The 21,004-nt window shown below is 61.8% G+C and carries 20 protein-coding genes; 17 read left to right on the forward strand and 3 right to left on the reverse strand.

All coding sequences use genetic code 11. The features are described 5' to 3' along the window. Positions 1–277: LysR substrate-binding domain-containing protein (locus PH558_RS23500; protein ID WP_285206934.1), on the forward strand; the 277-nt coding region annotated here is incomplete at its 5' end. A 110-nt stretch (positions 278–387) separates the two neighbouring features. On the opposite strand, the gene PH558_RS23505 is transcribed toward PH558_RS23500, so the two are convergent. Continuing rightward, positions 388–1,395, reverse strand: coding sequence for an AraC family transcriptional regulator (locus tag PH558_RS23505; protein WP_285206939.1), 1,008 nt, complete (start codon positions 1,393–1,395; stop codon positions 388–390). A 194-nt stretch (positions 1,396–1,589) separates the two neighbouring features. Between PH558_RS23505 and PH558_RS23510 the strand changes: the two genes are divergently transcribed. The 7 genes from PH558_RS23510 to lpdA all read left to right on the forward strand — a co-directional run bounded on the left by PH558_RS23510 (position 1,590) and on the right by lpdA (position 9,751). After that, positions 1,590–2,357 (forward strand): 3-hydroxyacyl-CoA dehydrogenase, encoded by a 768-nt coding sequence (locus tag PH558_RS23510; RefSeq protein ID WP_113408605.1) that lies wholly within the window; start codon positions 1,590–1,592, stop codon positions 2,355–2,357. Positions 2,358–2,382: 25 nt separating this feature from the next. Then, positions 2,383–3,570, forward strand: coding sequence for an acetyl-CoA C-acyltransferase (locus PH558_RS23515; protein ID WP_113408606.1), 1,188 nt, complete (start codon positions 2,383–2,385; stop codon positions 3,568–3,570). A 25-nt stretch (positions 3,571–3,595) separates the two neighbouring features. Further along, positions 3,596–4,723 (forward strand): acyl-CoA dehydrogenase family protein, encoded by a 1,128-nt coding sequence (locus tag PH558_RS23520; protein ID WP_285206940.1) that lies wholly within the window; start codon positions 3,596–3,598, stop codon positions 4,721–4,723. An 80-nt stretch (positions 4,724–4,803) separates the two neighbouring features. Further along, positions 4,804–6,036, forward strand: coding sequence for a 3-methyl-2-oxobutanoate dehydrogenase (2-methylpropanoyl-transferring) subunit alpha (locus tag PH558_RS23525; RefSeq protein WP_285206941.1), 1,233 nt, complete (start codon positions 4,804–4,806; stop codon positions 6,034–6,036). Between the two features lies 1 nt (position 6,037). Then, complete coding sequence (locus tag PH558_RS23530; RefSeq protein ID WP_285206942.1) at positions 6,038–7,051, forward strand: alpha-ketoacid dehydrogenase subunit beta; 1,014 nt, start codon at positions 6,038–6,040, stop codon at positions 7,049–7,051. Positions 7,052–7,053: 2 nt separating this feature from the next. Continuing rightward, complete coding sequence (locus PH558_RS23535) at positions 7,054–8,358, forward strand: dihydrolipoamide acetyltransferase family protein (protein ID WP_285206943.1); 1,305 nt, start codon at positions 7,054–7,056, stop codon at positions 8,356–8,358. Positions 8,359–8,362: 4 nt separating this feature from the next. After that, positions 8,363–9,751 carry a dihydrolipoyl dehydrogenase gene (gene lpdA, locus PH558_RS23540; RefSeq protein WP_285206944.1) on the forward strand — a complete coding sequence of 463 codons (1,389 nt, stop codon included), beginning with the start codon at positions 8,363–8,365 and terminating at the stop codon, positions 9,749–9,751. 21 nt (positions 9,752–9,772) lie between these two features. Here the strand turns inward: lpdA and PH558_RS23545 are convergent, their stop codons facing one another. Beyond that, entirely contained in the window at positions 9,773–10,321 is a 549-nt protein-coding gene (locus PH558_RS23545; RefSeq protein WP_285206945.1) for a VOC family protein, read from the reverse strand. A 225-nt stretch (positions 10,322–10,546) separates the two neighbouring features. Here PH558_RS23545 and PH558_RS23550 point away from each other — a divergent pair, with 225 nt between their 5' ends. The 9 genes from PH558_RS23550 (at position 10,547) to ehuA (ending at position 19,448) form a co-directional block, all read left to right on the forward strand. Continuing rightward, positions 10,547–11,794, forward strand: coding sequence for a DUF3422 domain-containing protein (locus PH558_RS23550; protein ID WP_285207339.1), 1,248 nt, complete (start codon positions 10,547–10,549; stop codon positions 11,792–11,794). A gap of 279 nt (positions 11,795–12,073) precedes the next feature. Next, entirely contained in the window at positions 12,074–13,060 is a 987-nt protein-coding gene (eutB, locus tag PH558_RS23555) for a hydroxyectoine utilization dehydratase EutB (RefSeq protein ID WP_285206946.1), read from the forward strand. Continuing rightward, positions 13,057–14,073 (forward strand): ectoine utilization protein EutC, encoded by a 1,017-nt coding sequence (gene eutC, locus PH558_RS23560; RefSeq protein WP_285206947.1) that lies wholly within the window; start codon positions 13,057–13,059, stop codon positions 14,071–14,073. The genes eutB and eutC overlap by 4 nt, the downstream gene beginning before the upstream one ends. Continuing rightward, complete coding sequence (gene doeA, locus PH558_RS23565) at positions 14,070–15,248, forward strand: ectoine hydrolase DoeA (protein ID WP_285206948.1); 1,179 nt, start codon at positions 14,070–14,072, stop codon at positions 15,246–15,248. Before eutC ends, doeA begins: the two co-directional genes overlap by 4 nt. Positions 15,249–15,257: 9 nt before the next feature. Continuing rightward, the gene (doeB, locus tag PH558_RS23570) at positions 15,258–16,277 is read left to right on the forward strand and encodes a N(2)-acetyl-L-2,4-diaminobutanoate deacetylase DoeB (protein WP_285206949.1); all 1,020 of its coding nucleotides are present in this window, start codon (positions 15,258–15,260) and stop codon (positions 16,275–16,277) included. Between the two features lie 104 nt (positions 16,278–16,381). Next, positions 16,382–17,239, forward strand: a complete 858-nt coding sequence (gene ehuB, locus PH558_RS23575) for an ectoine/hydroxyectoine ABC transporter substrate-binding protein EhuB (protein ID WP_095438213.1) — start codon at positions 16,382–16,384, stop codon at positions 17,237–17,239. Between the two features lie 93 nt (positions 17,240–17,332). Next, on the forward strand, positions 17,333–17,998 hold the full coding sequence (gene ehuC, locus PH558_RS23580; protein WP_285206950.1) for an ectoine/hydroxyectoine ABC transporter permease subunit EhuC: 666 nt from the start codon (positions 17,333–17,335) through the stop codon (positions 17,996–17,998). Beyond that, the gene (gene ehuD / locus PH558_RS23585; protein ID WP_285206951.1) at positions 17,995–18,687 is read left to right on the forward strand and encodes an ectoine/hydroxyectoine ABC transporter permease subunit EhuD; all 693 of its coding nucleotides are present in this window, start codon (positions 17,995–17,997) and stop codon (positions 18,685–18,687) included. Before ehuC ends, ehuD begins: the two co-directional genes overlap by 4 nt. Next, positions 18,684–19,448, forward strand: coding sequence for an ectoine/hydroxyectoine ABC transporter ATP-binding protein EhuA (gene ehuA / locus PH558_RS23590; protein WP_095438210.1), 765 nt, complete (start codon positions 18,684–18,686; stop codon positions 19,446–19,448). The genes ehuD and ehuA overlap by 4 nt, the downstream gene beginning before the upstream one ends. A gap of 124 nt (positions 19,449–19,572) precedes the next feature. On the opposite strand, the gene ehuR is transcribed toward ehuA, so the two are convergent. Continuing rightward, positions 19,573–21,003, reverse strand: coding sequence for a MocR-like ectoine utilization transcription factor EhuR (gene ehuR / locus PH558_RS23595; RefSeq protein ID WP_285206952.1), 1,431 nt, complete (start codon positions 21,001–21,003; stop codon positions 19,573–19,575). Between the last annotated feature and the right edge of the window lies 1 nt (position 21,004).

Genomic DNA, 21,004 nt, shown 5'->3' on the forward strand with positions numbered 1-21,004 from the left:
ATGGATCGAAAAGAGGGGGCGCTCTCTGACCGTTAAACCATCGCTTCGTTTCAACCATTACACTGAGACAATTGCTGCGGCTCGAGCAGGGCAGGGGATTGCGCTCGGCTGGCGTCTTCTTGTCCAAACCTTTCTCAACGACGGCACCCTCGTAGCACTGGAGGAGGCCGAGATACCCACCGCCGACCAATATCACATTCTCCTCCCAGCGAAGCCGCGCCGTACGCTCGCCGCGCAGCACGCCGCAAACTGGCTTGCCAACGCGCTAACGCGGTAAGGCCAGTTTCGGAACTCAATCTGGATAAGGCTTGTCGAGATCGCGAATGCCAACAGGCCATAACGAAACACTATGGCGCAGGCCGTTGGAAGACCCGACGTCGGGCATGATCACCGGTTTCGCGCGGTCATCTCCTTTCGAAATGCAGCCGGGCTCCTTGCGGTCCATTTCCGGAATGCCCGATGAAAGGCGCTGGGTTCGGAAAAGCCGAGGCGCGTCGCGATCTCCCCGACGCCGAATTTGGTCGTTTGCAGCATCTCGATTGCAAGATCGCGGCGGATTTCATCCCTGATGGCGGCATAGTTCTGGCCCTCGGCGTGGAGCCGATGCCGCAGGGTCGAAGGAGACATGCGCATTTGCGCGGCCAAATCATCGAATGCTTCCCATGAAGCAGGCGGCGATTGGCGCAGCCGCCTGCGCACGCTCGCGGCAAGGCCGGCGTCATAGCGGTAACGCACAAGGATGTTGGCCGGTGCATTGCGTAGAAACTGCTTCAAGGCCTGCTCGTTGCGCGTCACCGTCAATTTAAGGAGAGAGGCATCGAAGGCAAGCCTGCTCGCCGGCTGTGAGAAGCGCACGGGCGCTCCGAAAAATTGCCGGTAATCTGCGCCATGGTCCGGCTCGGCGCAGCGAAAATCGACCATTCGCAGGGGGATGCGGCGCCCGATGAGCCAGCATGCGATGCCGTGCAGCAAGATCCAATAGGTTCGGTAGGCAAAAGCCGAACGTGCGTTCTTCAGGTCGGTTAGCACAATATGCGCCAGCCCGTCGACCACTTCGATATGCCCTTTCGGGTCCTCCAGCACAATGTTCAAAAACCGCAGCGCCCGTCGCAGCGCCTGGTCGAGGGTCCTTGCGTGCAGCACGCAATGGCAAAGCAGCGTGAAGCTGCCGCGACGCATGGGTCTGCCGCCCATGCCGAAGAATTCGTCGTCGATCTCGGCGGCGATCGCCAGCCAGAGCGCGCCATAGCTTTCAGCCGAAACCGGCACGTCGATCTGAGCGGATAGGCCAAGCGTCGCGAGCAATCGTTCGGGGGATTTTCCCTGCCGCCGAAGGCAGTCGATCGCCTCTTTCACGAAGAAAGGTGATATCATCCGCCGTGCGGTTTCCGTCATCGTCATGACCTGCAAAATATGGTAAAACTGGCCGCTGATTTGAGACGCTTTTGTCATCGAATGCAATATCGCGCGACGGTAAGCTTAGGCGAGGCGCGAGGTGACCGTGCTCTTCCGAGGATGCGATACTGCGGGCGACCGCACGAAGCGTGGAGGCCCTCGGTTGAAATCGACTGCGCTGGAGGAGAGCGACCATGTTGATCCAGGGAAAGACTTTCGTCGTTACCGGTGGCGGTTCGGGCCTTGGGGCTGCGGTTGCGCGCATGCTGGCAGGTGAAGGGGCGAACGTGGTCATCGCCGATGTCAATACGGACGCCGCCGCCGCCGTCATCAGCGAGCTCGGAGGCCGCACCGCTTTCATAAAGACCGACGTTACGCAGGAAGAAGAGGGCCAGGCCGCGATCGATATAGCGCTGGAACGCTTCGGTCATCTGCATGGCCTGGTCAATTGCGCCGGCGTCGCGCTCGGCGAAAAAGTGATCGGTCGCAATGGTCCGCACCGGCTCGACAGCTTTGCGCGCGCGATCGGCATCAATCTTATCGGTACTTTCAACATGATCCGGCTCGCGGCGGCTGCCATCGCCAAGGAGCAGCCGGATACGGACGGCGAGCGCGGGGTCATCGTCAATACGGCGTCGATTGCAGCCTTCGACGGACAGATTGGTCAGGCGGCCTATGCGGCCTCGAAGGGCGGCGTTGCCGCCATGACGCTGCCGATAGCTCGCGAATTGGCGCCTAGCGGCATTCGCGTCGTCGCCATCGCGCCAGGCATTTTCGAGACGCCGATGATGGCCGGCATGCCGCAGGAGGTGCAGGATTCGCTGAGCAAGAGCGTGCCCTTTCCACAGCGCTTCGGAAAGCCGGTGGAATTCGCCGCATTGGTACGCCACATCTGTGAGAACGTCATGCTGAATGGCGAAGTCATCCGCCTCGATGGCGCTTTGCGCATGGCACCGCACTAAACGGGATCGTAACGGGAGGTTTGATATGACGCGAGAAGATCCGATCGTCATCGTTGGCGCGGCCCGTACTCCAATGGGTGGCTTCCAGGGAGATCTTAAGGATTGCACGGCGCCGGAACTCGGTGCTGCCGCCATCCGCGCAGCACTCGAGCGCGGCGGCGTTGGCCCGGAGGCAATTGAGGAGGTGGTCTTCGGTTGCGTTCTTCCGGCCGGGCAGGGTCAGGCACCGGCAAGACAGGCCGCGATCGGCGCCGGTTTGCCGTTTGCGACGGGCGCGACCACCGTCAACAAGATGTGCGGTTCGGGAATGAAGGCCGTCATGCTGGCACACGATCTGATCGGCGCCGGCAGCGCGTCGATCGCCGTTGCCGGCGGCATGGAGAGCATGACGAATGCGCCTTACCTGCTCGACCGGGCACGCGGCGGCTACCGGCTCGGGCACGGCCGCGTCATCGACCATATGTTCCTCGATGGGCTTGAAGACGCCTATGACAAGGGACGCCTCATGGGCACTTTCGCCGAGGATTGTGCCGAGGCCTATCAGTTCACACGTGCGGCACAGGACGACTACGCCGTCACATCCCTGACCCGTGCCCGCAATGCGATCGAGGAGGGGGCATTCGATCATGAGATCGTACCTGTCACCGTCAAGTCAGGGCGATCCGAACTTGTTGTCGGCCGTGACGAACAGCCCGGCAAGGCCAAGCCGGAAAAAATCCCGACGCTCAAGCCGGCTTTCCGCGAAAATGGCACGGTGACCGCCGCGAATGCCTCTTCCATCTCCGATGGTGCTGCCGCGCTGGTACTGATGCGGCGCTCAAAGGCCGAGCGCGGAGGTATTGCACCGCTTGCCACCATCGTTGGTCACGCCACGCATTCGCAGGCGCCCAATCTCTTCGCGACTGCGCCGATCGGCGCGCTGCGCAAGCTTTCCGAACGCACCGGCTGGAACCTTCGGGACGTCGACCTGTTCGAAGTCAACGAGGCCTTTGCCGTCGTTGCCATGGCGGCGATGCGCGATCTCGACTTGCCGCACGACAAGATCAACATTCACGGCGGCGCCTGCGCGCTCGGCCATCCGATCGGCGCGTCCGGCGCCCGCGTGCTCGTCACGCTGCTTGCAGCACTCAAGCGCTACGGCATGAAGCGCGGCATGGCGACGCTTTGCATCGGCGGCGGCGAAGCAACCGCCATGGCGGTCGAACTGAACTGAACGGTTTCGAGGAGGAGACCGGACCATGATTCTGAGCGAAGACCAGATCCAGATCCGCGACATGGCGCGTGATTTTGCCAGGGAGCGCTTGGCGCCGGGTGCTGCCGAGCGCGATGCGAAGAGCCTCTTTCCCCGCGAGGAGTTGAAGGAGATGGGCGAGCTCGGCTTCCTCGGCATGCTCGTACCCGAGGCCTATGGCGGTTCGGAAACGGGCGTGATCGCCTATGCCGTAGCACTTGAGGAAATTGCCGCCGGAGACGGGCCATGCTCGACCATCATGAGCGTGCACAGCTCCGTCGGCTGCGTGCCGATCCTGAAATACGGCACGGAGGAGCAGAAGCAGCGTTTCCTGCCGAAACTGGCAAGCGGCGAATGGATCGGCGGCTTTGCCTTGACTGAGCCGCAGGCCGGTTCCGACGCCTCGAATCTGAAGACCCGCGCCCGCCGTGACGGCGATCATTATGTCATCGACGGCGCCAAGCAGTTCATTACGTCGGGCAAGAACGGCAATGTCATCATCGTCTTCGCCGTCACCGATCCCGATGCGGGCAAGAGAGGAATTTCGGCCTTTATCGTGCCGACCGACACGCCCGGCTACGAGGTCGTGCGCGTCGAACACAAGCTCGGTCTGCACTCGTCCGACACCTGCCAGATCGCCTTTACCGGCATGCGCATCCCCGCCGAAAATCGGCTCGGTGCGGAAGGCGACGGCTACAGGATCGCCCTGTCGAATCTCGAAGGCGGCCGCATCGGCATCGCATCGCAATCCGTCGGCATGGCGCGAGCGGCTTTCGAGGCGGCGCGCGACTATGCCCGCGAACGCAAGACGTTCGGCTCGCCGATCATCGATCATCAGGCTGTCGCCTTCCGGCTTGCGGATATGGCGACGCAGATCGAGGTCGCCCGTCAGATGGTGTTGCACGCGGCACAGTTGAAGGAGGAGGGGCAGCCCTGCCTTACCGAAGCGTCGATGGCGAAGCTGTTCGCGTCGGAAATGGCCGAAAAAGTCTGCTCCGACGCGATCCAGATCCATGGCGGCTACGGATATATGGCGGACTATCCGGTCGAGCGCATCTACCGAGATGTCCGCATCTGCCAGATTTACGAGGGAACGAGCGATGTTCAGCGCATCGTTATCGCGCGCAACTTATAGTATGTTTTCGTAGAATGTTGCGGCCGTGCCAGCCGTGGGGAGCGCGGGTGGGGCGGCCGACAAGGGAGGTATCACAGCGCATGAACGAGGTTCCAAATCTGAGCCTGCACGTCCCCGAGCCGGCGGTGCGGCCGGGCGGCCAGCCGGATTTCTCCAACGTCAAGATCGCCAAGGCCGGCTCCGTGCCAAAACCAGCGGTCGACGTTGCGCCTGAGGAGATCCGCGATCTCGCTTATTCCATCATCCGCGTTCTCAACCGCGACGGCGAGGCGGTCGGCCCGTGGGCCGGATTGCTCTCCGATGAGGAATTGCTGACGGGCTTGCGCAACATGATGAAGCTCAGGGCCTTCGACGCTCGGATGCTGATGGCGCAACGACAGGGAAAGACCTCTTTCTACATGCAGCATCTTGGCGAAGAGGCGGTGAGTTCCGCCTTCCGCAAGGCGCTGAACAAAGGGGACATGAACTTCCCGACCTATCGGCAGGCAGGCCTCCTGATCGCCGACGACTATCCGATGGTCGAGATGATGAACCAGATCTATTCGAACGAGGCCGATCCTTTGCGCGGTCGGCAACTGCCGGTCATGTACTCGTCGAAGGAGCATGGCTTCTTTACCATCTCCGGCAATCTTGCCACCCAATATGTGCAGGCCGTCGGCTGGGCGATGGCGTCGGCCATCAAGAACGACACCAGGATCGCGGCCGCATGGATCGGCGACGGCTCGACGGCGGAATCCGATTTCCATTCCGCACTGGTCTTCGCCTCCACCTACAAGGCGCCAGTCATCCTCAATATCGTCAACAACCAGTGGGCCATCTCGACCTTCCAGGGCATTGCCCGCGGCGGTTCCGGCACCTTCGCCGCCCGCGGTCTCGGCTTCGGCATTCCGGCACTTCGCGTCGACGGCAATGACTATCTGGCGGTCTATGCCGTCGCCAAATGGGCGGCCGAGCGCGCAAGGCGCAACCTCGGCCCAACATTGATCGAATATGTCACCTACCGCGTCGGCGCCCATTCCACCTCCGATGACCCGAGCGCCTATCGGCCGAAAACCGAATCCGAGGCCTGGCCGCTCGGCGATCCGGTCCTGCGGCTGAAGAAGCATCTGATCGTGCGCGGCGTCTGGTCGGAAGAGCGCCATGCCCAGGCGGAGGCCGAGGTTCTCGATGAAGTTATCGAAGCACAGAAGCAGGCCGAAAGCCACGGCACGCTGCATGCGGGCGGCAAGCCATCGGTGCGCGACATCTTCGAGGGCGTCTATGCGGAAATGCCCGCCCATATCCGCCGCCAGCGGCAGAAGGCAGGATACTGACATGGCAAGAATGACAATGATCGAGGCCGTGCGCAGCGCCATGGACGTCTCGATGGGACGTGACGACAATGTCGTCGTCTTCGGCGAGGATGTCGGCTACTTCGGCGGCGTTTTCCGCGCCACGCAGGGACTCCAGGCCAAATACGGCAAGACCCGCTGCTTCGATGCGCCAATCAACGAATCCGGTATTCTCGGTACGGCGATCGGCATGGCCGCCTACGGCTTGAAGCCCTGCGTCGAAATCCAGTTCGCCGATTATATGTATCCGGCCTATGACCAGATCACCCAGGAAGCGGCGCGTATCCGCTACCGCTCCAATGGCGACTTTACCTGCCCGATCGTCGTGCGCATGCCAACCGGCGGCGGCATCTTCGGCGGGCAGACGCATAGCCAGAGCCCGGAAGCGCTGTTTACCCATGTCTGCGGATTGAAGGTGATCGTGCCGTCCAATCCCTACGACGCCAAGGGCCTGCTGATCGCGGCGATAGAGGATCCGGACCCGGTGATGTTCCTCGAACCGAAGCGGCTCTATAACGGCCCCTTCGATGGTCATCACGAAAGGCCGGTGACGCCCTGGTCGAAGCATGATCTCGGCGAGGTTCCGGAAGGGCATTACACGATCTCGATCGGCAAGGCGGAAATCCGCCGGCCAGGGAGTGCCGTCACCGTGGTCGCCTACGGTACGATGGTGCATGTGGCGCTTGCCGCGGCCGAGGAGACGGGGATCGATGCCGAGGTGATCGATCTGCGCAGCCTTCTACCGCTCGACCTCGATACGATCGTCCAGTCGGTGAAGAAGACCGGCCGCTGCGTCGTCGTGCACGAGGCAACGCTTACCTCCGGCTTCGGCGCGGAAGTCGCATCACTGGTTCAGGAGTACTGCTTCTATAGTCTTGAGGCACCGATCGTGCGCGTGACCGGCTGGGACACGCCGTATCCGCACGCACAGGAATGGGACTATTTCCCCGGTCCCGCCCGTGTCGGCCGGGCGTTGAAAGAAGTGATGGAGGGCTGAGGATGGGTGAATTCGTCATCAAGATGCCCGATGTGGGTGAAGGCGTGGCCGAGGCCGAGCTGGTCGAATGGCATGTCAAACCGGGCGACCCGGTGCGTGAGGATATGGTGCTTGCAGCAGTCATGACCGACAAGGCGACGGTGGAAATCCCCTCTCCGGTCGAAGGGGTCGTACTCTGGCTCGGCGCCGATGTCGGCGATACGGTCGCCGTCAAGGCGCCGCTCTTGCGCATCCAGGTCGCTGGCGAGGATAGGAATGCGAGCGAAGAGGCCTCCCTCGCCGAGGCTCCCCAACCTGCGAAGACCGGACCGGCCAGGGACGAGGTGAGGGAGGCCAAGCCGGTCGCACCACCTCTGGCAAGACCGGCAGTCGAAGCGAAGGTTATTCAGTCGACGGCGCCGGTCGAGCGCCCGGTTCCCCGCGAACCGGCGGAGCGTCCGCTTGCTTCCCCTGCCGTCCGGTTACGTGCCCAGGAGGCTGGTGTCGATTTGCGCCAGGTGCCTGGCACTGGGCCAGCGGGACGCATCACCCATGACAATCTCGATCAGTTCATCGCGCATGGCATGCAGCACGCAATCGCTGCTCCAACGGGCGCCGCCCGCAAGACCGATGTCGAGGAGATCAAGATCACCGGCCTGCGCCGGCGCATCGCCGAGAAGATGCGCCTCGCAGCCTCGCGCATTCCCCACATCACCTATGTCGAAGAGGTCGATGTCACCGACCTTGAAGACTTGCGGGCGACGATGAATGCCGGCCGCAAACCCGATCAGCCGAAGCTGACCATTCTGCCCTTCCTGATGCGGGCGATGGTGAAGACGCTGGGCGAGCAGCCCGGTATCAACGCCACCTTCGACGATGATGCCGGTGTCGTCACCCGCTACGGCGCCGTCCACATCGGCATCGCCACGCAGACGCCCTCCGGCCTGACCGTACCGGTCGTCCGCCACGCCGAAGCTAGGTCGATCTGGGATTGCGCCGCCGAGCTGACACGCCTCGCCGACGCTGCCCGCAATGGCACCGCCGCACGCGAGGAGCTGTCCGGTTCCACGATCACCATCTCCTCGCTCGGCGCGCTCGGCGGCATCGTGACGACGCCGATCATCAACCATCCCGAAGTCGCGATCGTCGGCGTCAACAAGATCATGACCCAGCCCGTCTGGGACGGGGCCCAGTTCATCCCGCGCAAGATCATGAACCTATCGTCGAGCTTCGACCATCGCATTGTCGACGGCTGGGACGCAGCAGTCTTCGTGCAGCGGATCAAGGCCCTGCTGGAAACTCCCGCGCTGATCTTCATCGAAGGTTGATGACATGAAAGAAATCGTCTGCAAGCTCCTCGTCATCGGCGCCGGACCCGGCGGCTATATCTGCGCCATCCGCGCCGGACAGCTCGGTGTCGATACTGCCATCGTCGAATCCACAACGGCCGGCGGCACCTGCCTGAATATCGGCTGCATCCCCTCCAAGGCGCTGATTCACGCGGCCGAGGAGTTCGAAAAGGTCAGCCACATGACCAGTCCCAATGCGCTTGGCATCACCGTCGAGGCGCCAAAGCTTGATCTCGCGCAGACCATACGCTGGAAGGATGGTATCGTCGGCCGATTGAACAGCGGCGTGCTTGGGCTCCTGCGCAAGTCCAAGGTCAAGATCGTGCATGGGCAGGCGACGTTCCGTGACGGCAAGACTGTCGAAGTCGAGACCGAGACCGGAACTCAGGTCATCCGTGCCGAAACGGTTGTCATTGCGACAGGCTCCGAGCCGGTCGAGCTGCCGCTGCTGCCCTTTGGCGGAGAGATCCTTTCGTCCACCGAGGCGCTGTCGCTGACGAGTGTGCCCAATACACTTGCTGTCGTTGGCGGCGGCTATATCGGCCTGGAACTCGGCACTGCCTTTGCCAAGATGGGCGCGCAGGTCACGGTGGTCGAGGCGATGTCGCAAATCCTGCCGCAATATGACGCCGAGCTCGTCAAGCCGGTTGCCAAGCGTCTGCATGAGCTCGGCATGCGTGTGCTGACTGGAGCCACGGCGAAAGCCTATTCGGGAGAGGCGCTGCTGATCGAGACCGCTGCTGGCGAAGAAGAACGGATCGCCGCGGACAAGGTTCTCGTCACAGTCGGGCGCAAGCCGCGCACGGAAGGTTGGGGTCTCGAAGAACTCGATCTCGATCGCGCCGGCCGCTTCATCCGCATCGATGAGCGCTGCCGCACATCCATGCGCGGTGTCTATGCCATCGGCGATGTCACCGGCGAGCCGATGCTTGCCCATCGTGCCATGGCGCAGGGGGAGATGGTCGCTGAGATCGTTGCCGGCCGCAAGCGTGTCTGGGATAAACGCGCCATTCCCGCTGTCTGCTTCACCGATCCCGAGATCGTCACCGCGGGGCTTTCACCCGATGAAGCGCGCGCTCAGGGCTATGAAATCCGCGTCGGTCTCTTTCCCTTCGCTGCCAACGGTCGGGCGATGACGACCCAGTCGGAAGATGGTTTTGTGCGGGCTGTAGCGCGCGCGGACACCAATCTGGTGCTCGGCCTGCAGGCGGTTGGTGCCGGCGTCTCGGAACTGTCAAGCGCGTTCTCGCTGGCACTCGAGATGGGCGCGCGGCTGGAAGACATTGCGGGCACGATCCACGCCCATCCGACCCGCAGCGAAAGCCTGCAGGAAGCCGCATTGAAAGCGCTTGGCCATGCCCTGCACATCTGAGCCGATCTCAGCTGCCTGTAATCATTTTTCCGGAGATTTTGGCGACCAAAGGATCGTTTCGGCCGTCTTTTCGTAGGCCATGCCCTCCGGATAGCTGATGACCTCCAATTGCAAGCCCCAGGGGGACTGGAAATAGAGGATGCTCTGTCCGGCATTCGGTCCCTCGCTGATGGGGAGCGGTCCGAGGCGGGTCGTGATGCCTTGTGCATCGAGGTAGGCCTTGGCCGCCTGAATGTCTTCGACGTAAAGTCCGACATGGAAGGCGCCAATGTCGCTGTTCTTTTGCTCAAGGCGGCGCTGGCCCGGTGCCTCATATTCGAAGAGCTCCAGATTGGAGCCGTGACCGATGCGGATAAGCGCCGCGCGCCTGATGCGGGCGCGTGGATGAGTGCCCAGCGCCTGGCGCATGAAATCGCCTTCATCATCGCCGATCGGGCCGAAGGTATAGGCATGCCTGCAACCGAGTATTCGGACGAAGAAGTCGAGTGCCTCGTCAAGATCGGGAACGGTGATGCCCGTATGGTCTTGACCCAGGAGGCCAGGCAATCCCAGGCTTGCGGCATTTGTCATGCAAGTCTCCCCTTCAACAGTTCCAGGACGAACCGCCGGTTGTGTGGTTCTCTGAGCCTGGCCGTGCGTTCGCCGCTATTTTCTACCGAAAGCCTCGGTTCGCAAGTCATGCGATCGATGTTGGTTGCGTCGAGCTTACCCTATGTCAGAATTCAGCCGAACAGGGTTGCCTTCAAAACCTCGGGACACTCTGTCGCAGGCAACGAAGCATTGCCGATTGCCGCAATGGCCGGCATACGATTGGAGCAGGCATTTGCTTGGGGAGCGAAAACGGTGGCAGTCGATTTCAATTCGGAACTTCACGCGCGGCCATCGATCTATTTTTCGGGTCCGGCGCTCGTCGAGCATATCGCCCTGTCGGGCACATCACCCTCGATCTCCGACCTGAGTCACCGTGTCGTCGTTGCCGAGGATGCAATCGAAGGCCCTCGGACACAGGTCGAGTTTCATACCGAATTCGTCACTGTCACCCGAGTTACGCCTCTTGAGGCCGAACCCTCGACCTGGCCCGCGGATTCGCTGTCGATCGATGAGGCGGCGCGGCTCGCCGGCTTGACCGACTGGTCGTTCGTCTGCCGATTGGAAATTCTCATTTGCGGATCGGCGCCGGGTGAACTTGGGCCTCTCCTTTCGGCGCTTCAATTCGGCGATACGGCGGCGTCCACGATCGGCGGCGGAGCCGCACTCGTTTGCTCGGATTTTCGCGTCGGAGACAACGGCACCAGCCGCACGATCCTCTTCAACCATGACCTCAATGCATACCGGCTCGGCCGTATGGTCCGCAGGGTCTATGAAATCGAGACCTACCGTGTCATGGCGCTTTTGGGCTTTCCGGAGGCGCGGCGGCTTGGTCCTGTTCTTGGTGGCTACGATCGGAAGCTTGTCGAATTGACGAATCGCCACGTATCGACCTCCGCCGAAGACCATAAGCGACTGCTTGATGAGATTTCCCAGCTTTCCGCGGAGGTGATCTCCGCGGCGGCGCAGACGCGCAATCGTTTTGGTGCCACGGCAGCCTATGCCAAGATCGTCGAGGAACGCATCGCCGAGCTGCGCGAGACCCATGTCCCAGGTTTTCAGCGTTTCGGGGTTTTCGTCGCGCGCCGCTTCAGACCGGCAGTCAGGAGTTGTGAGGCGACTGCATTGCGCCTGGAGCAGCTATCGCATGCGACCATGCATCTGATCGATTTGCTCCAGACCCGCATCCAGGTGGAGATCGAGGTCCAGAACGCCGTTCAGATCCAGGCCATGGCCGAGCGCGCCGAAACCCAGGTCAAAATTCAGCGGGCGGTCGAGGGTCTCTCGATCATCGCCATCAGCTACTACCTTCTGAGCCTGATCAAGGTCGCGATCGAGACGGCGGATCATGCCGGCCTTCACATCAATCCAATCTACATGCTGATCTCTATTCCCGTGGTGATCGGAGCAGTCGCCCTTGCGATCCTGAGGGTCAGGCACGCGCTGAAATCCTGACGTCTTTTTGAACGTAGCGCACAGCAACTACCGCCGCGCCGGCATCAGCACGAATACGAAATCCCATGCACCTGGCGATCCGCCAAGCGTGCGCCATGCTGACATTGCCTCACTCGGCTGTCAGCCTTGGAAGGTGCACTTATAATTGTAATGAAACAATATACAGATTGACATGATCCATTGTCTCTTTCACGCTGATGTCATGAACATCCAGCGCGAGAAAAAGATGAAATTCGTGATGACGCCGGTTGCATCATCGGCAAGGCATCGGTGTGTGCCATGACGATGATGGTGACGTTGCAGGATATAAAAGCGGCGCGGCGGCGCATTGCGCCAAACGTGCTGCGCACGCCGTTGCGGCTTTCGCAAGCGCTGTCTCAGCGGACGGACGTTCCGGTTCATCTCAAGCTGGAAAACCATCAGCATACGGGCAGTTTCAAGCTTCGCGGCGCCACGAATGCGCTTTTGCGCCTGGACGAAAAGGCACGTTCGCGTGGGCTTGTGACGGCATCGACCGGCAATCACGGCAGGGCGGTTGCCCATGCGGCCAAGACGATGGGCGCTCGCGCGACCATCTGCCTGTCTGCACTTGTTCCCACCAACAAGGTCGAGGCTATCCGAAATCTTGGCGCGGACATCCGTATCGTCGGGCACTCGCAGGATGATGCGATGTTGGAGGTCGAGCGCCTCGTCCGTGATGAGGGCATGTGTTTCATTCCGCCCTTCGACGCCGCCGATGTCATTGCCGGTCAGGGCACGCTCGGGCTCGAGGTCGCAGACGATTTGCCGGAAACGGCGCTGGTTCTCGTACCGCTGTCGGGCGGCGGGCTGGCCTCGGGTGTTGCAGCCGCGATCAAGAGCCGTCTGCCGGCCGCCAAGGTGGTCGGCGTTTCGATGGAGCGCGGCGCGGCGATGGCGGCGAGCCTTGCGGCCGGTCGTCCAACGGATGTGCAGGAGGTAGAGACCTTGGCGGATTCGCTGGGTGGCGGCATTGGGCTCGATAACCGCCTGACGTTCCGAATGTGCTGGGCGCTTCTCGATAATGTCATCCTGCTTAGCGAGGAGGAGATCGCCGCCGGCATTCGCCATGCGGCCTTGATCGAGGGGTTGACCGTCGAAGGGGCGGGTGCCGTCGGGATAGCGGCCTTGCTCGCCGGCAAGATCAAGCCCGATGGTCTGACGGTTGTTATCGTGTCCGGAGGCAATATCGATCCGGCGACCCATCGGGCAATCGTGAGTGGTCCCGATAGGGGAGTGGCGCCATGACCCGTGTGCTGATCCTGACCGAAACAGATCTTCGCAAGATCGTTCGGCTCGATAACGATGCCGTCGATTGCGTCGAGCAGGCATTCGCGGCGCTGGCGACGAAGGCCGTGGAAATGCCGCCGATCATGCGGCTCGATATTCCCGCCCATCGCGGCGAGGTTGACGTGAAGACGGCCTATGTTCCCGATCTCGACAGTTTCGCGATCAAGGTAAGCCCCGGCTTCTTCGACAATCCATCACTTGGATTGCCAAGCACCAACGGGCTGATGATGCTCCTGTCGGCTCGCACCGGCCTGGTCGAGGCGCTCCTGCTCGACAATGGCTATCTGACGGATGTTCGAACCGCCGCGGCAGGGGCCGTGGCCGCACGGCACCTGTCCCGCCCGGATAGCCGGATTGCCGCAATTCTCGGAGCCGGCATGCAGGCCCGCCTGCAATTGCGTGCGCTCACGCTGGTTCGGCCGATCGAAGCTGCTCGGATTTGGGCGCGCGATCAGGCAAAGGCCGACAAACTCGCGACGGAACTGACGGCGGAACTCGGCTTTCCCGTCGTGGCGGAGGCGGATGCCAAGAAGGCCTGCCGCGACGCCGATATTATCGTCACCACCACACCGGCGGACAAGCCGATCCTCGATGCCACCTGGCTGCAGCCGGGTCAGCACGTCACCGCCATGGGTTCCGACGCCGAACACAAGAACGAGATCGACCCAGCCGCCATCCTGAAGGCCGCGCCTTATGTTGCCGACAGTCTGAAGCAGACGCGGCGGCTGGGTGAGCTTCATCATGCAATCGCCGCTGGGCTTGTAAGCGAGACGGCGGATTTCCCCGAACTTGGCGCCATTGTTGCCGGCCGGGCGGCAGGCCGCCGGTCGCCCGAGGCGATCACCTTTTGCGATCTGACCGGGACCGGCGTCCAGGATACCGCCATTGCCACGCTTGCCCATCGCCGCGCCGTCTCGGCCGGCGCGGGCCAAGCGATCGAAACGACGAAAGCATCAGGAGACCCAGCGTGAGCGAACCGACCCTCAATTTCACCCGCGCCGAATATGCCGAGCGGCTCGAAAAGACGCGCCGCGCCATGGAAAAGGCCGGTGTCGATCTCGTCATCGTCACGGATCCCTCCAACATGCACTGGCTGACCGGCTATGACGGCTGGTCCTTCTACGTGCATCAATGCGTGCTGGTGCCTGATACCGGCGAGCCGATCTGGTATGGCCGCGGCCAGGATGCCAATGGCGCCAAGCGCACGGCCTATCTCGCCCATGACAACATCATCGGCTATCCCGATCACTATGTGCAGTCCAATGAGCGCCATCCGATGGATCTGCTCTCGAAAATTATCGAGGAACGCGGCTGGGCCAATGCCTCGATCGCCGTCGAGATGGACAATTACTGGTTCACCGCCGCGGCCTATGCCTCGCTCGTCAAGCACTTGCCGAATGCGCGCTTCAAGGATGCGAGAGGGCTCGTGAACTGGCAGCGTGCCGTCAAGAGCAAGACCGAGCTCGACTATATGCGCAAGGCAGGTCGCATCGTCGAGGCCATGCACCAGCGGATCGTCGAGAAAGTCGAGCCAGGCATTCGCAAATCCGATCTGGTCGCCGAAATCTATGATGCCGGCATTCGCGGCGTCGATGGCTTCGGCGGCGATTACGCTGCCATCGTTCCTTTGCTGCCGTCGGGCGCCGATGCCTCCGCTCCGCATCTGACCTGGGACGACAAGCCGATGAAGAGCGGCGAGGGCACCTTCTTCGAGATCGCCGGCTGCTATCGCCACTATCATTGCCCGCTGTCGCGCACCGTCTTCCTCGGCAAGCCGACCCAGGCCTTTCTCGACGCGGAGAAGGCGACGCTCGAGGGCATGGAGGCCGGCCTTGCCGCCGCCAAGCCAGGTAACGTCTGCGAGGATATCGCCAACGCCTTTTTCTCGGTCCTGAAGAAATACGGCATCGTCAAGGATAACCGCACCGGCTATCCGATCGGCCTTTCCTATCCGCCGGATTGGGGCGAGCGGACCATGAGCCTGCGCCCCGGCGATCGCACCGAATTGCTACCGGGCATGACCTTTCATTTCATGACAGGCCTCTGGCTGGAAGACATGGGTATGGAAATCACCGAAAGCATCGTCATCACGGAGAGCGGCGTCGAGTGCCTCTCGAACGTTCCCCGACGGCTTGTCGTGAAGTGATGGCCTGAGATGAACAGCATGAGCATATCCAAACGTCCATCGCCGATCGCGCCGACAGTCGATTTCGATCGTGACGGCATCCAGCACGGCCATCTGCGCCTTCCCTGGTCGCGCGACGATTCCGCCTGGGGTTCGATCATGATCCCGATCTGCGTCATCAGGAATGGCGAAGGGCCGACGGCGCTTTTGACCGGGGCCAATCATGGCGATGAATATGAAGGGCCCGTTGCGCTTTTCGATCTCGCCCGCACGCTGAAGCCGGAGGAGATCAAGGGGAGGATCATCATCGTTCCGGCGATGAACTACCCTGCCTTCCGCGCAGCAACGCGCACCTCGCCGATCGACAAAGGCAACCTCAATCGGAGTTTTCCGGGCCGGCCTGATGGTAGCGTTACCGAGAAGATCGCCGACTATTTTACCCGCTACCTGCTGCCGCTTGCCGATATCGTGCTCGATTTTCATTCGGGCGGGCGCACCCTCGATTTCCTGCCCTATGCCGCAGCGCATGCCTTGCCGGATAGGAGCCAGGAGAAGGCCAGCTTCGATGGGGTTGCCGCGTTTTCTGCGCCCTATTCCATGCGGATGATCGAGATCGATGCCGTCGGCATGTATGACACCACCGCCGAGGAGATGGGCAAGGTCTTTGTGACCACGGAGCTTTCGGGCGGTGGAACCATATCGGCGCGCACGGCTTCCATTGCCAAGCGCGGCGTTCTGAATGTCCTGAAGCACGCCGGAATCGTCGCAGGCGCCCCGGAGGTCGAAGCGACACAATGGCTTGATATGCCGTCGTCAGACTGCTTCGTCTTTTCCGAGGCCGACGGCCTTTTCGAACCGCTCAAGGACCTGGGTGAAATGGTTTCGCGGGGCGAGATCATCGCCCGCATCCATCCGATCGGCCGTACCGGATCCGAGCCCTTTGACTATCGGGCGGCGCTGGATGGTGTTCTCGCCGCACGTCATTTCCCCGGCCTCATCAAAACCGGGGATTGCTTAGCCGTCGTCGCAACATTGACGGAGGCGCCCTGAATTGCCGCGCCGCGACAGCGCGGCGCGGGTCACCACCCCGTTATCGGCAAAGATCCGGAAAACCGGACAGCCGGTGACGAATTTCAACCACAGAGGAGTGAACTATGAGATCGAATTTTTACCGCAGCCTCGCCGCCATGGGCCTAACCCTCGGCCTCGCCGTTTCAGCCCATGCCGCCAGCCTCGAGCAGATCAAGAAGGATGGCTACATCCGCGGCGCCAGCGCCAATGAGGTTCCCTACAGCTACATGGACGAGAGCGGTGCCGCCAAGGGCATCGGCCCCGATGTTGCCGCCGCCGTTTTGAAGTCGATGGGTGTCAAGGAAGTCGAGTGGACCGTGACGCCGTTCGGGTCGCTGATCCCCGGCCTGAAGGCCAAGCGCTTCGATTTCGTTGCCGCCGAGCAGAATATCCTGCCGGAGCGCTGCAAGCAGGTGCAGTTCACCACGCCGAATTCGAGCTATGGCGAGGGACTATTGGTGCCGAAGGGCAATCCGAAGAAGCTGCATTCCTATGAGGATATCAAGAAGGATCCGTCGCTCAAGGTCGCGATCGTCTCGGGTGCCGATCAGTTGGACTTCTTCCATGGTCTCGGCATTCCGGAATCCCAGATCGTCATGATCCAGGCGAATGCGGATGCGCTATCCACGATCCAGACCGGCCGTGCCGACGCCTATGCGGCAACCGAGTTGACTGTCGCCAAGCTCGTTCAGGGCAGCACGAATGTCGAGCATGCCGAGCCCTTCACCGATCCGGTGATCAATGGAAAATCCGTCAGAAGCTATGGCGGCTTCGATTTCCGGCCCGAGGACAAGGAACTCTACAAGGCCTTCAATACTGCTCTCGAAGCCTTCAAGAAGACCGATGACTACAAGAAGATCCTGATGTCCTATGGTCTCAGCGCCGAGAGCGTCGAGGCCGCGCGCACGAAGAGCACCGAAGACCTGTGCGCGGGCAAATGAGCCTATCGATAGTCAAGAACGACCCGGCGGTCGTCTGCGGACGATCGCCCGGTCGTTCGGCCCCTCCCATTCTGGAACGGAGGTGACCCGGACATGAGCTGGACACACTATCTGCCGGCATTGCTGAAGGGCGCGGAGGTGACGGCGCTCATCGCCGTTGCCTCGATGTTTCTCGGTGCCATCCTCGCCTTTGCGGCCGGCCTTGCGCGCTTTGCCGGAGGGCGGCTGCTCTCCGCAATCGCGATCGTCTATATCGAGATCTTTCGCGGCACATCGCTTCTGGTGCAGCTTTTCTGGCTCTATTACGCGCTGCCGCTGATTGGCATCTCCTTCGATCCCATCACCACGGGCATCGCCGGCCTGGCGCTCAACATCGGCGCGTATGGCGCAGAGGTGGTGCGCGGCGCGCTGCAGGCGGTCCCCGATACGCAGCATGAGGCGGCGCGGGCGCTGAATTTCGGGCAGGGCCAGACGCTCTTCCATGTCGTCCTGCCGCAGGCCGTGGTCGAAATGATGCCGGCTTTCGGCAATCTCGCTGTCCAGAACCTGAAGGACACCGCCTTGGTGTCGCTCATTTCGATCAGCGATCTCACCTTCCAGGCGCAGCAATTGCGCAACATCACGCTCGACAGCGTGACGATCTACTCGCTGACGCTCATCGGATATTTCATCATGGCGCTCATTCTGGTTGCCTTCATGCGCTGGCTGGAGACGATTCTTCGCCGTGGCGTCGCTTTCCCGGGGAGGGCGCCGGCATGATGTATGGCTTCACCTGGGATACGTCGACGACGCTGTCTTTCGCATTGTCGATCCTGCCGATCCTCGGCATCGGCCTCATCGTCACGCTGGAGGCGGCAGCCGCCGGTTTTGCGATCGCGCTTGTTATCGGCCTTGTCTTCGCCTTGCTGCGGCGCAGCCGTTTCGTGGCCATCTCCTGGCCGACGGCTTTCGTCATCGAGTTCCTGCGCGATACGCCGCTGCTCGTCCAGCTCTTCTTCCTCTATTATGTCCTGCCGATCTACGGCATCGTATTACCTGCTTTCCTGACCGGCGCGCTGGCGCTCGGGCTGCAATATTCGGCCTATACGTCGGAGGTCTATCGCGGCGGCCTGGATGCCGTGCCGCTCGGACAATGGGAAGCTGCGACGGCGCTCAATCTCAGCCGCGGCCGCACCTATTGGGATATCATAATCCCACAGGCGATCCCCCGCATCATTCCGGCCATGGGCAACTATCTCGTCTCCATGCTGAAGGAGACGCCGGTCCTGTCGGTCGTCACGGTGGTCGACATGCTCAATCTCGCCAATCTCATCGGGGATCGGACGTTCGAGTATCTGGTGCCGCTTTCTCTCGTCGGCCTGATCTTTCTCATCCTCACGCTCGTCTGCTCGGCGGCCATTCATTGGCTCGAAAAGGCGTTGCCGAAAAACGGAATTGCTCTCAAATGACGCAACCATTGATCCGCTTTCAAGATGTGACCAAGCGCTACGGCCACCTGACCGTCCTCGACAATTTCTGCTTCGACGTTACGCCCGGCGAGAAGGTGACGCTGATCGGCCCTTCCGGCTCCGGAAAATCAACGGTCCTGCGCATCCTGATGACGCTCGAGCCCTTCCAGGAGGGAACCCTGCATCTGGCCGGCATGTCCTATCATCAGGACAACGGCCGTGGTCGCTTCCTCGCCAGCGAGGCGCATCTGCGGCAGATCCGTACGCATGTCGGCATGGTCTTTCAGAGCTTCAACCTGTTTCCGCACATGACTGTGCTGCGCAACGTCGTCGAAGCGCCGACACGCGTGCTTGGGCTTGGCCGGGCGGAGGCCGAGTGCCGCGCTGTCGAGCTCTTGCGCATGGTCGGCCTCTCTGAGAAGAAGGATCACTATCCAAGTCAGCTTTCCGGCGGTCAGCAGCAGCGCGTCGCGATCGCCCGCGCGCTTGCCATGCGCCCGCGCGTGCTGCTGTTTGACGAGCCGACATCCGCACTCGATCCGCAGCTCGTCGGCGAGGTGCTGGGCGTCATCCGCGATCTCGCCCATGAACACGATCTGACCATGCTGCTGGTCACGCACGAAATGCGCTTTGCCCGCGAAGTCTCCGACCGGGTCTGCTTCTTCGATAAGGGCCGTATCTGCGAGCAAGGCAAGCCGGAAGAGATCTTCAGCGCGCCGAAGGAAGACCGCACCAAGGAGTTTCTCAGTTCGATCCTCTGATGGGATCGAGCTGCGGCAAGACCAGAGCATTTCCGCTTTTCTGCGCATCGCGGAAACGCTCTATCTTCTTGTTTTCAAACGCACTCTGGACGGAAAACCGCTGCGCACTTTTCCTAGAAATGCTCTAAACGATCGATCCCACATCGAAAACGGGCGGCAGTTGTTCGAACGTGCCGCGAACGGTTTCGAGCGCCGAGCGAAGAGCGGAATGGGAGAGGCGGCCACCGAGACAGATGCGGATACCGCCGACCGGCCGCTCTCCACCGGCCACGAACGGATCGGATGGCGTGACCGCGACACCCTTGCGTGCCAGTGCCCGCACGAGGCCTTCCTCGGTCCAACGTTCGGGAACGGAAAGCCAGGCGCAAAGCGACAGCGGATGGCTGCCGGCGACGAACGGCGCCAGCACATCGGAGACGATCGCCTGCCGGGCCTCCGCCTCGTTTCGCTGGACGGTAAGCAGGGCTTGCGCCGTCCCATCCAGAACCCAGCGCGACGCCATTTCGGCAACGACGTTGGTGGCGCTCCATCCGGTGACGCGCAGGATCGAAGCAGCGCGGATTGAATAATGGGCCGGCACGACGAGATAGCCGATGCGCAATCCCGTCATGACGGATTTGGTGAAGCTGGTCACGAAGAAGCCGAGCTCCGGGATGAGATCCGCCATCGAGGGAAGGGGATCCCGCAGCATGGGCTTGTAGACCTCATCCTCGATGACGAAGATATTGTGCCGACGAGCTATGTCGGCGATCGTGCGGCGGCGCTCGGCTCCCATGACATGGCTGGTGGGGTTGCCCAGCGAGGAGACGATAACAAGCGCCGACACATCGCCGATAGCGCAGGCGGCCTCGAAGGCGTCGGGCAGGATACCCTCGCGATCGGTCGGAAGGCCGCGCAGCGTGAAGCCCAGGACGTTGGCAAGGCCGATGATGCCGTGATCGGTCAGGTTCTCGGTCAAAACCACTTCGCCGGGTCGAACGACCGAGGCGACGGCAAGGAAGAGGCCGTGAGCGGCGCCATTCGTGATGAGGATGCGATCTGGATCGGTTGTGACCGACAAGCCGGCGAGCCAGACCTGTGCTGCCGCGCGATGGGCGTCGAGGCCCGCGATCGGACGGCAGGGCCGCATGAAACTGCTATTATCGCTCTCGGCAAGCGCCTGCATGAGTTCGCGGGCCGATCGCTCATGCGCCTCGGTATAAACAGCACGGATGATGGAAAGATCGGCGCTGCCGCTTGGATCGCGATCGAGCATGAAGCTGTCTGCGCGCTCAGTGACACGGCTACGAACGAAGGTGCCCCGCCCGACCTCGCCACGCAGATAGCCGCGACGCTCCGCCTCTTTGTAGCTCAAGCTCACGGTTTGGACGGAAATTCCCAGTGCATGGGCGAGATCGCGATGCGTCGGCATCTGCGCGTGCACCGGCAGGATGCCATCATCGATGTCGGAGATGATCTTGTCGGTGAGCAGCTTGTGCTTGGTCACGCCTTTGCGATGCTGGAGGACGGGTTTCCAGGCGCCATTGTCCTGGCTTTTTGAATCATGACGATACATG

The sequence above is a fragment of the Rhizobium pantanalense genome (genome assembly GCF_030182525.1).
Taxonomy (GTDB): domain Bacteria; phylum Pseudomonadota; class Alphaproteobacteria; order Rhizobiales; family Rhizobiaceae; genus Rhizobium.

Bases quoted from the DNA above. Each gene is read 5' to 3' on its own strand.
- ehuB (WP_095438213.1), top strand. From the start codon at position 16,382: ATGAGATCGAATTTTTACCGCAGCCTCGCCGCCATGGGCCTAACCCTC.
- eutC (WP_285206947.1), top strand. From the start codon at position 13,057: ATGACCCGTGTGCTGATCCTGACCGAAACAGATCTTCGCAAGATCGTT.
- ehuD (WP_285206951.1), top strand. From the start codon at position 17,995: ATGATGTATGGCTTCACCTGGGATACGTCGACGACGCTGTCTTTCGCA.
- PH558_RS23520 (WP_285206940.1), top strand. From the start codon at position 3,596: ATGATTCTGAGCGAAGACCAGATCCAGATCCGCGACATGGCGCGTGAT.
- lpdA (WP_285206944.1), top strand. From the start codon at position 8,363: ATGAAAGAAATCGTCTGCAAGCTCCTCGTCATCGGCGCCGGACCCGGC.
- PH558_RS23525 (WP_285206941.1), top strand. From the start codon at position 4,804: ATGAACGAGGTTCCAAATCTGAGCCTGCACGTCCCCGAGCCGGCGGTG.
- PH558_RS23510 (WP_113408605.1), top strand. From the start codon at position 1,590: ATGTTGATCCAGGGAAAGACTTTCGTCGTTACCGGTGGCGGTTCGGGC.
- PH558_RS23515 (WP_113408606.1), top strand. From the start codon at position 2,383: ATGACGCGAGAAGATCCGATCGTCATCGTTGGCGCGGCCCGTACTCCA.
- ehuR (WP_285206952.1), bottom strand. From the start codon at position 21,003: ATGTATCGTCATGATTCAAAAAGCCAGGACAATGGCGCCTGGAAACCC.
- doeB (WP_285206949.1), top strand. From the start codon at position 15,258: ATGAACAGCATGAGCATATCCAAACGTCCATCGCCGATCGCGCCGACA.
- PH558_RS23545 (WP_285206945.1), bottom strand. From the start codon at position 10,321: ATGACAAATGCCGCAAGCCTGGGATTGCCTGGCCTCCTGGGTCAAGAC.
- PH558_RS23535 (WP_285206943.1), top strand. From the start codon at position 7,054: ATGGGTGAATTCGTCATCAAGATGCCCGATGTGGGTGAAGGCGTGGCC.
- PH558_RS23505 (WP_285206939.1), bottom strand. From the start codon at position 1,395: ATGACGGAAACCGCACGGCGGATGATATCACCTTTCTTCGTGAAAGAG.
- PH558_RS23550 (WP_285207339.1), top strand. From the start codon at position 10,547: ATGGCCGGCATACGATTGGAGCAGGCATTTGCTTGGGGAGCGAAAACG.
- ehuC (WP_285206950.1), top strand. From the start codon at position 17,333: ATGAGCTGGACACACTATCTGCCGGCATTGCTGAAGGGCGCGGAGGTG.
- eutB (WP_285206946.1), top strand. From the start codon at position 12,074: ATGACGATGATGGTGACGTTGCAGGATATAAAAGCGGCGCGGCGGCGC.
- ehuA (WP_095438210.1), top strand. From the start codon at position 18,684: ATGACGCAACCATTGATCCGCTTTCAAGATGTGACCAAGCGCTACGGC.
- PH558_RS23530 (WP_285206942.1), top strand. From the start codon at position 6,038: ATGGCAAGAATGACAATGATCGAGGCCGTGCGCAGCGCCATGGACGTC.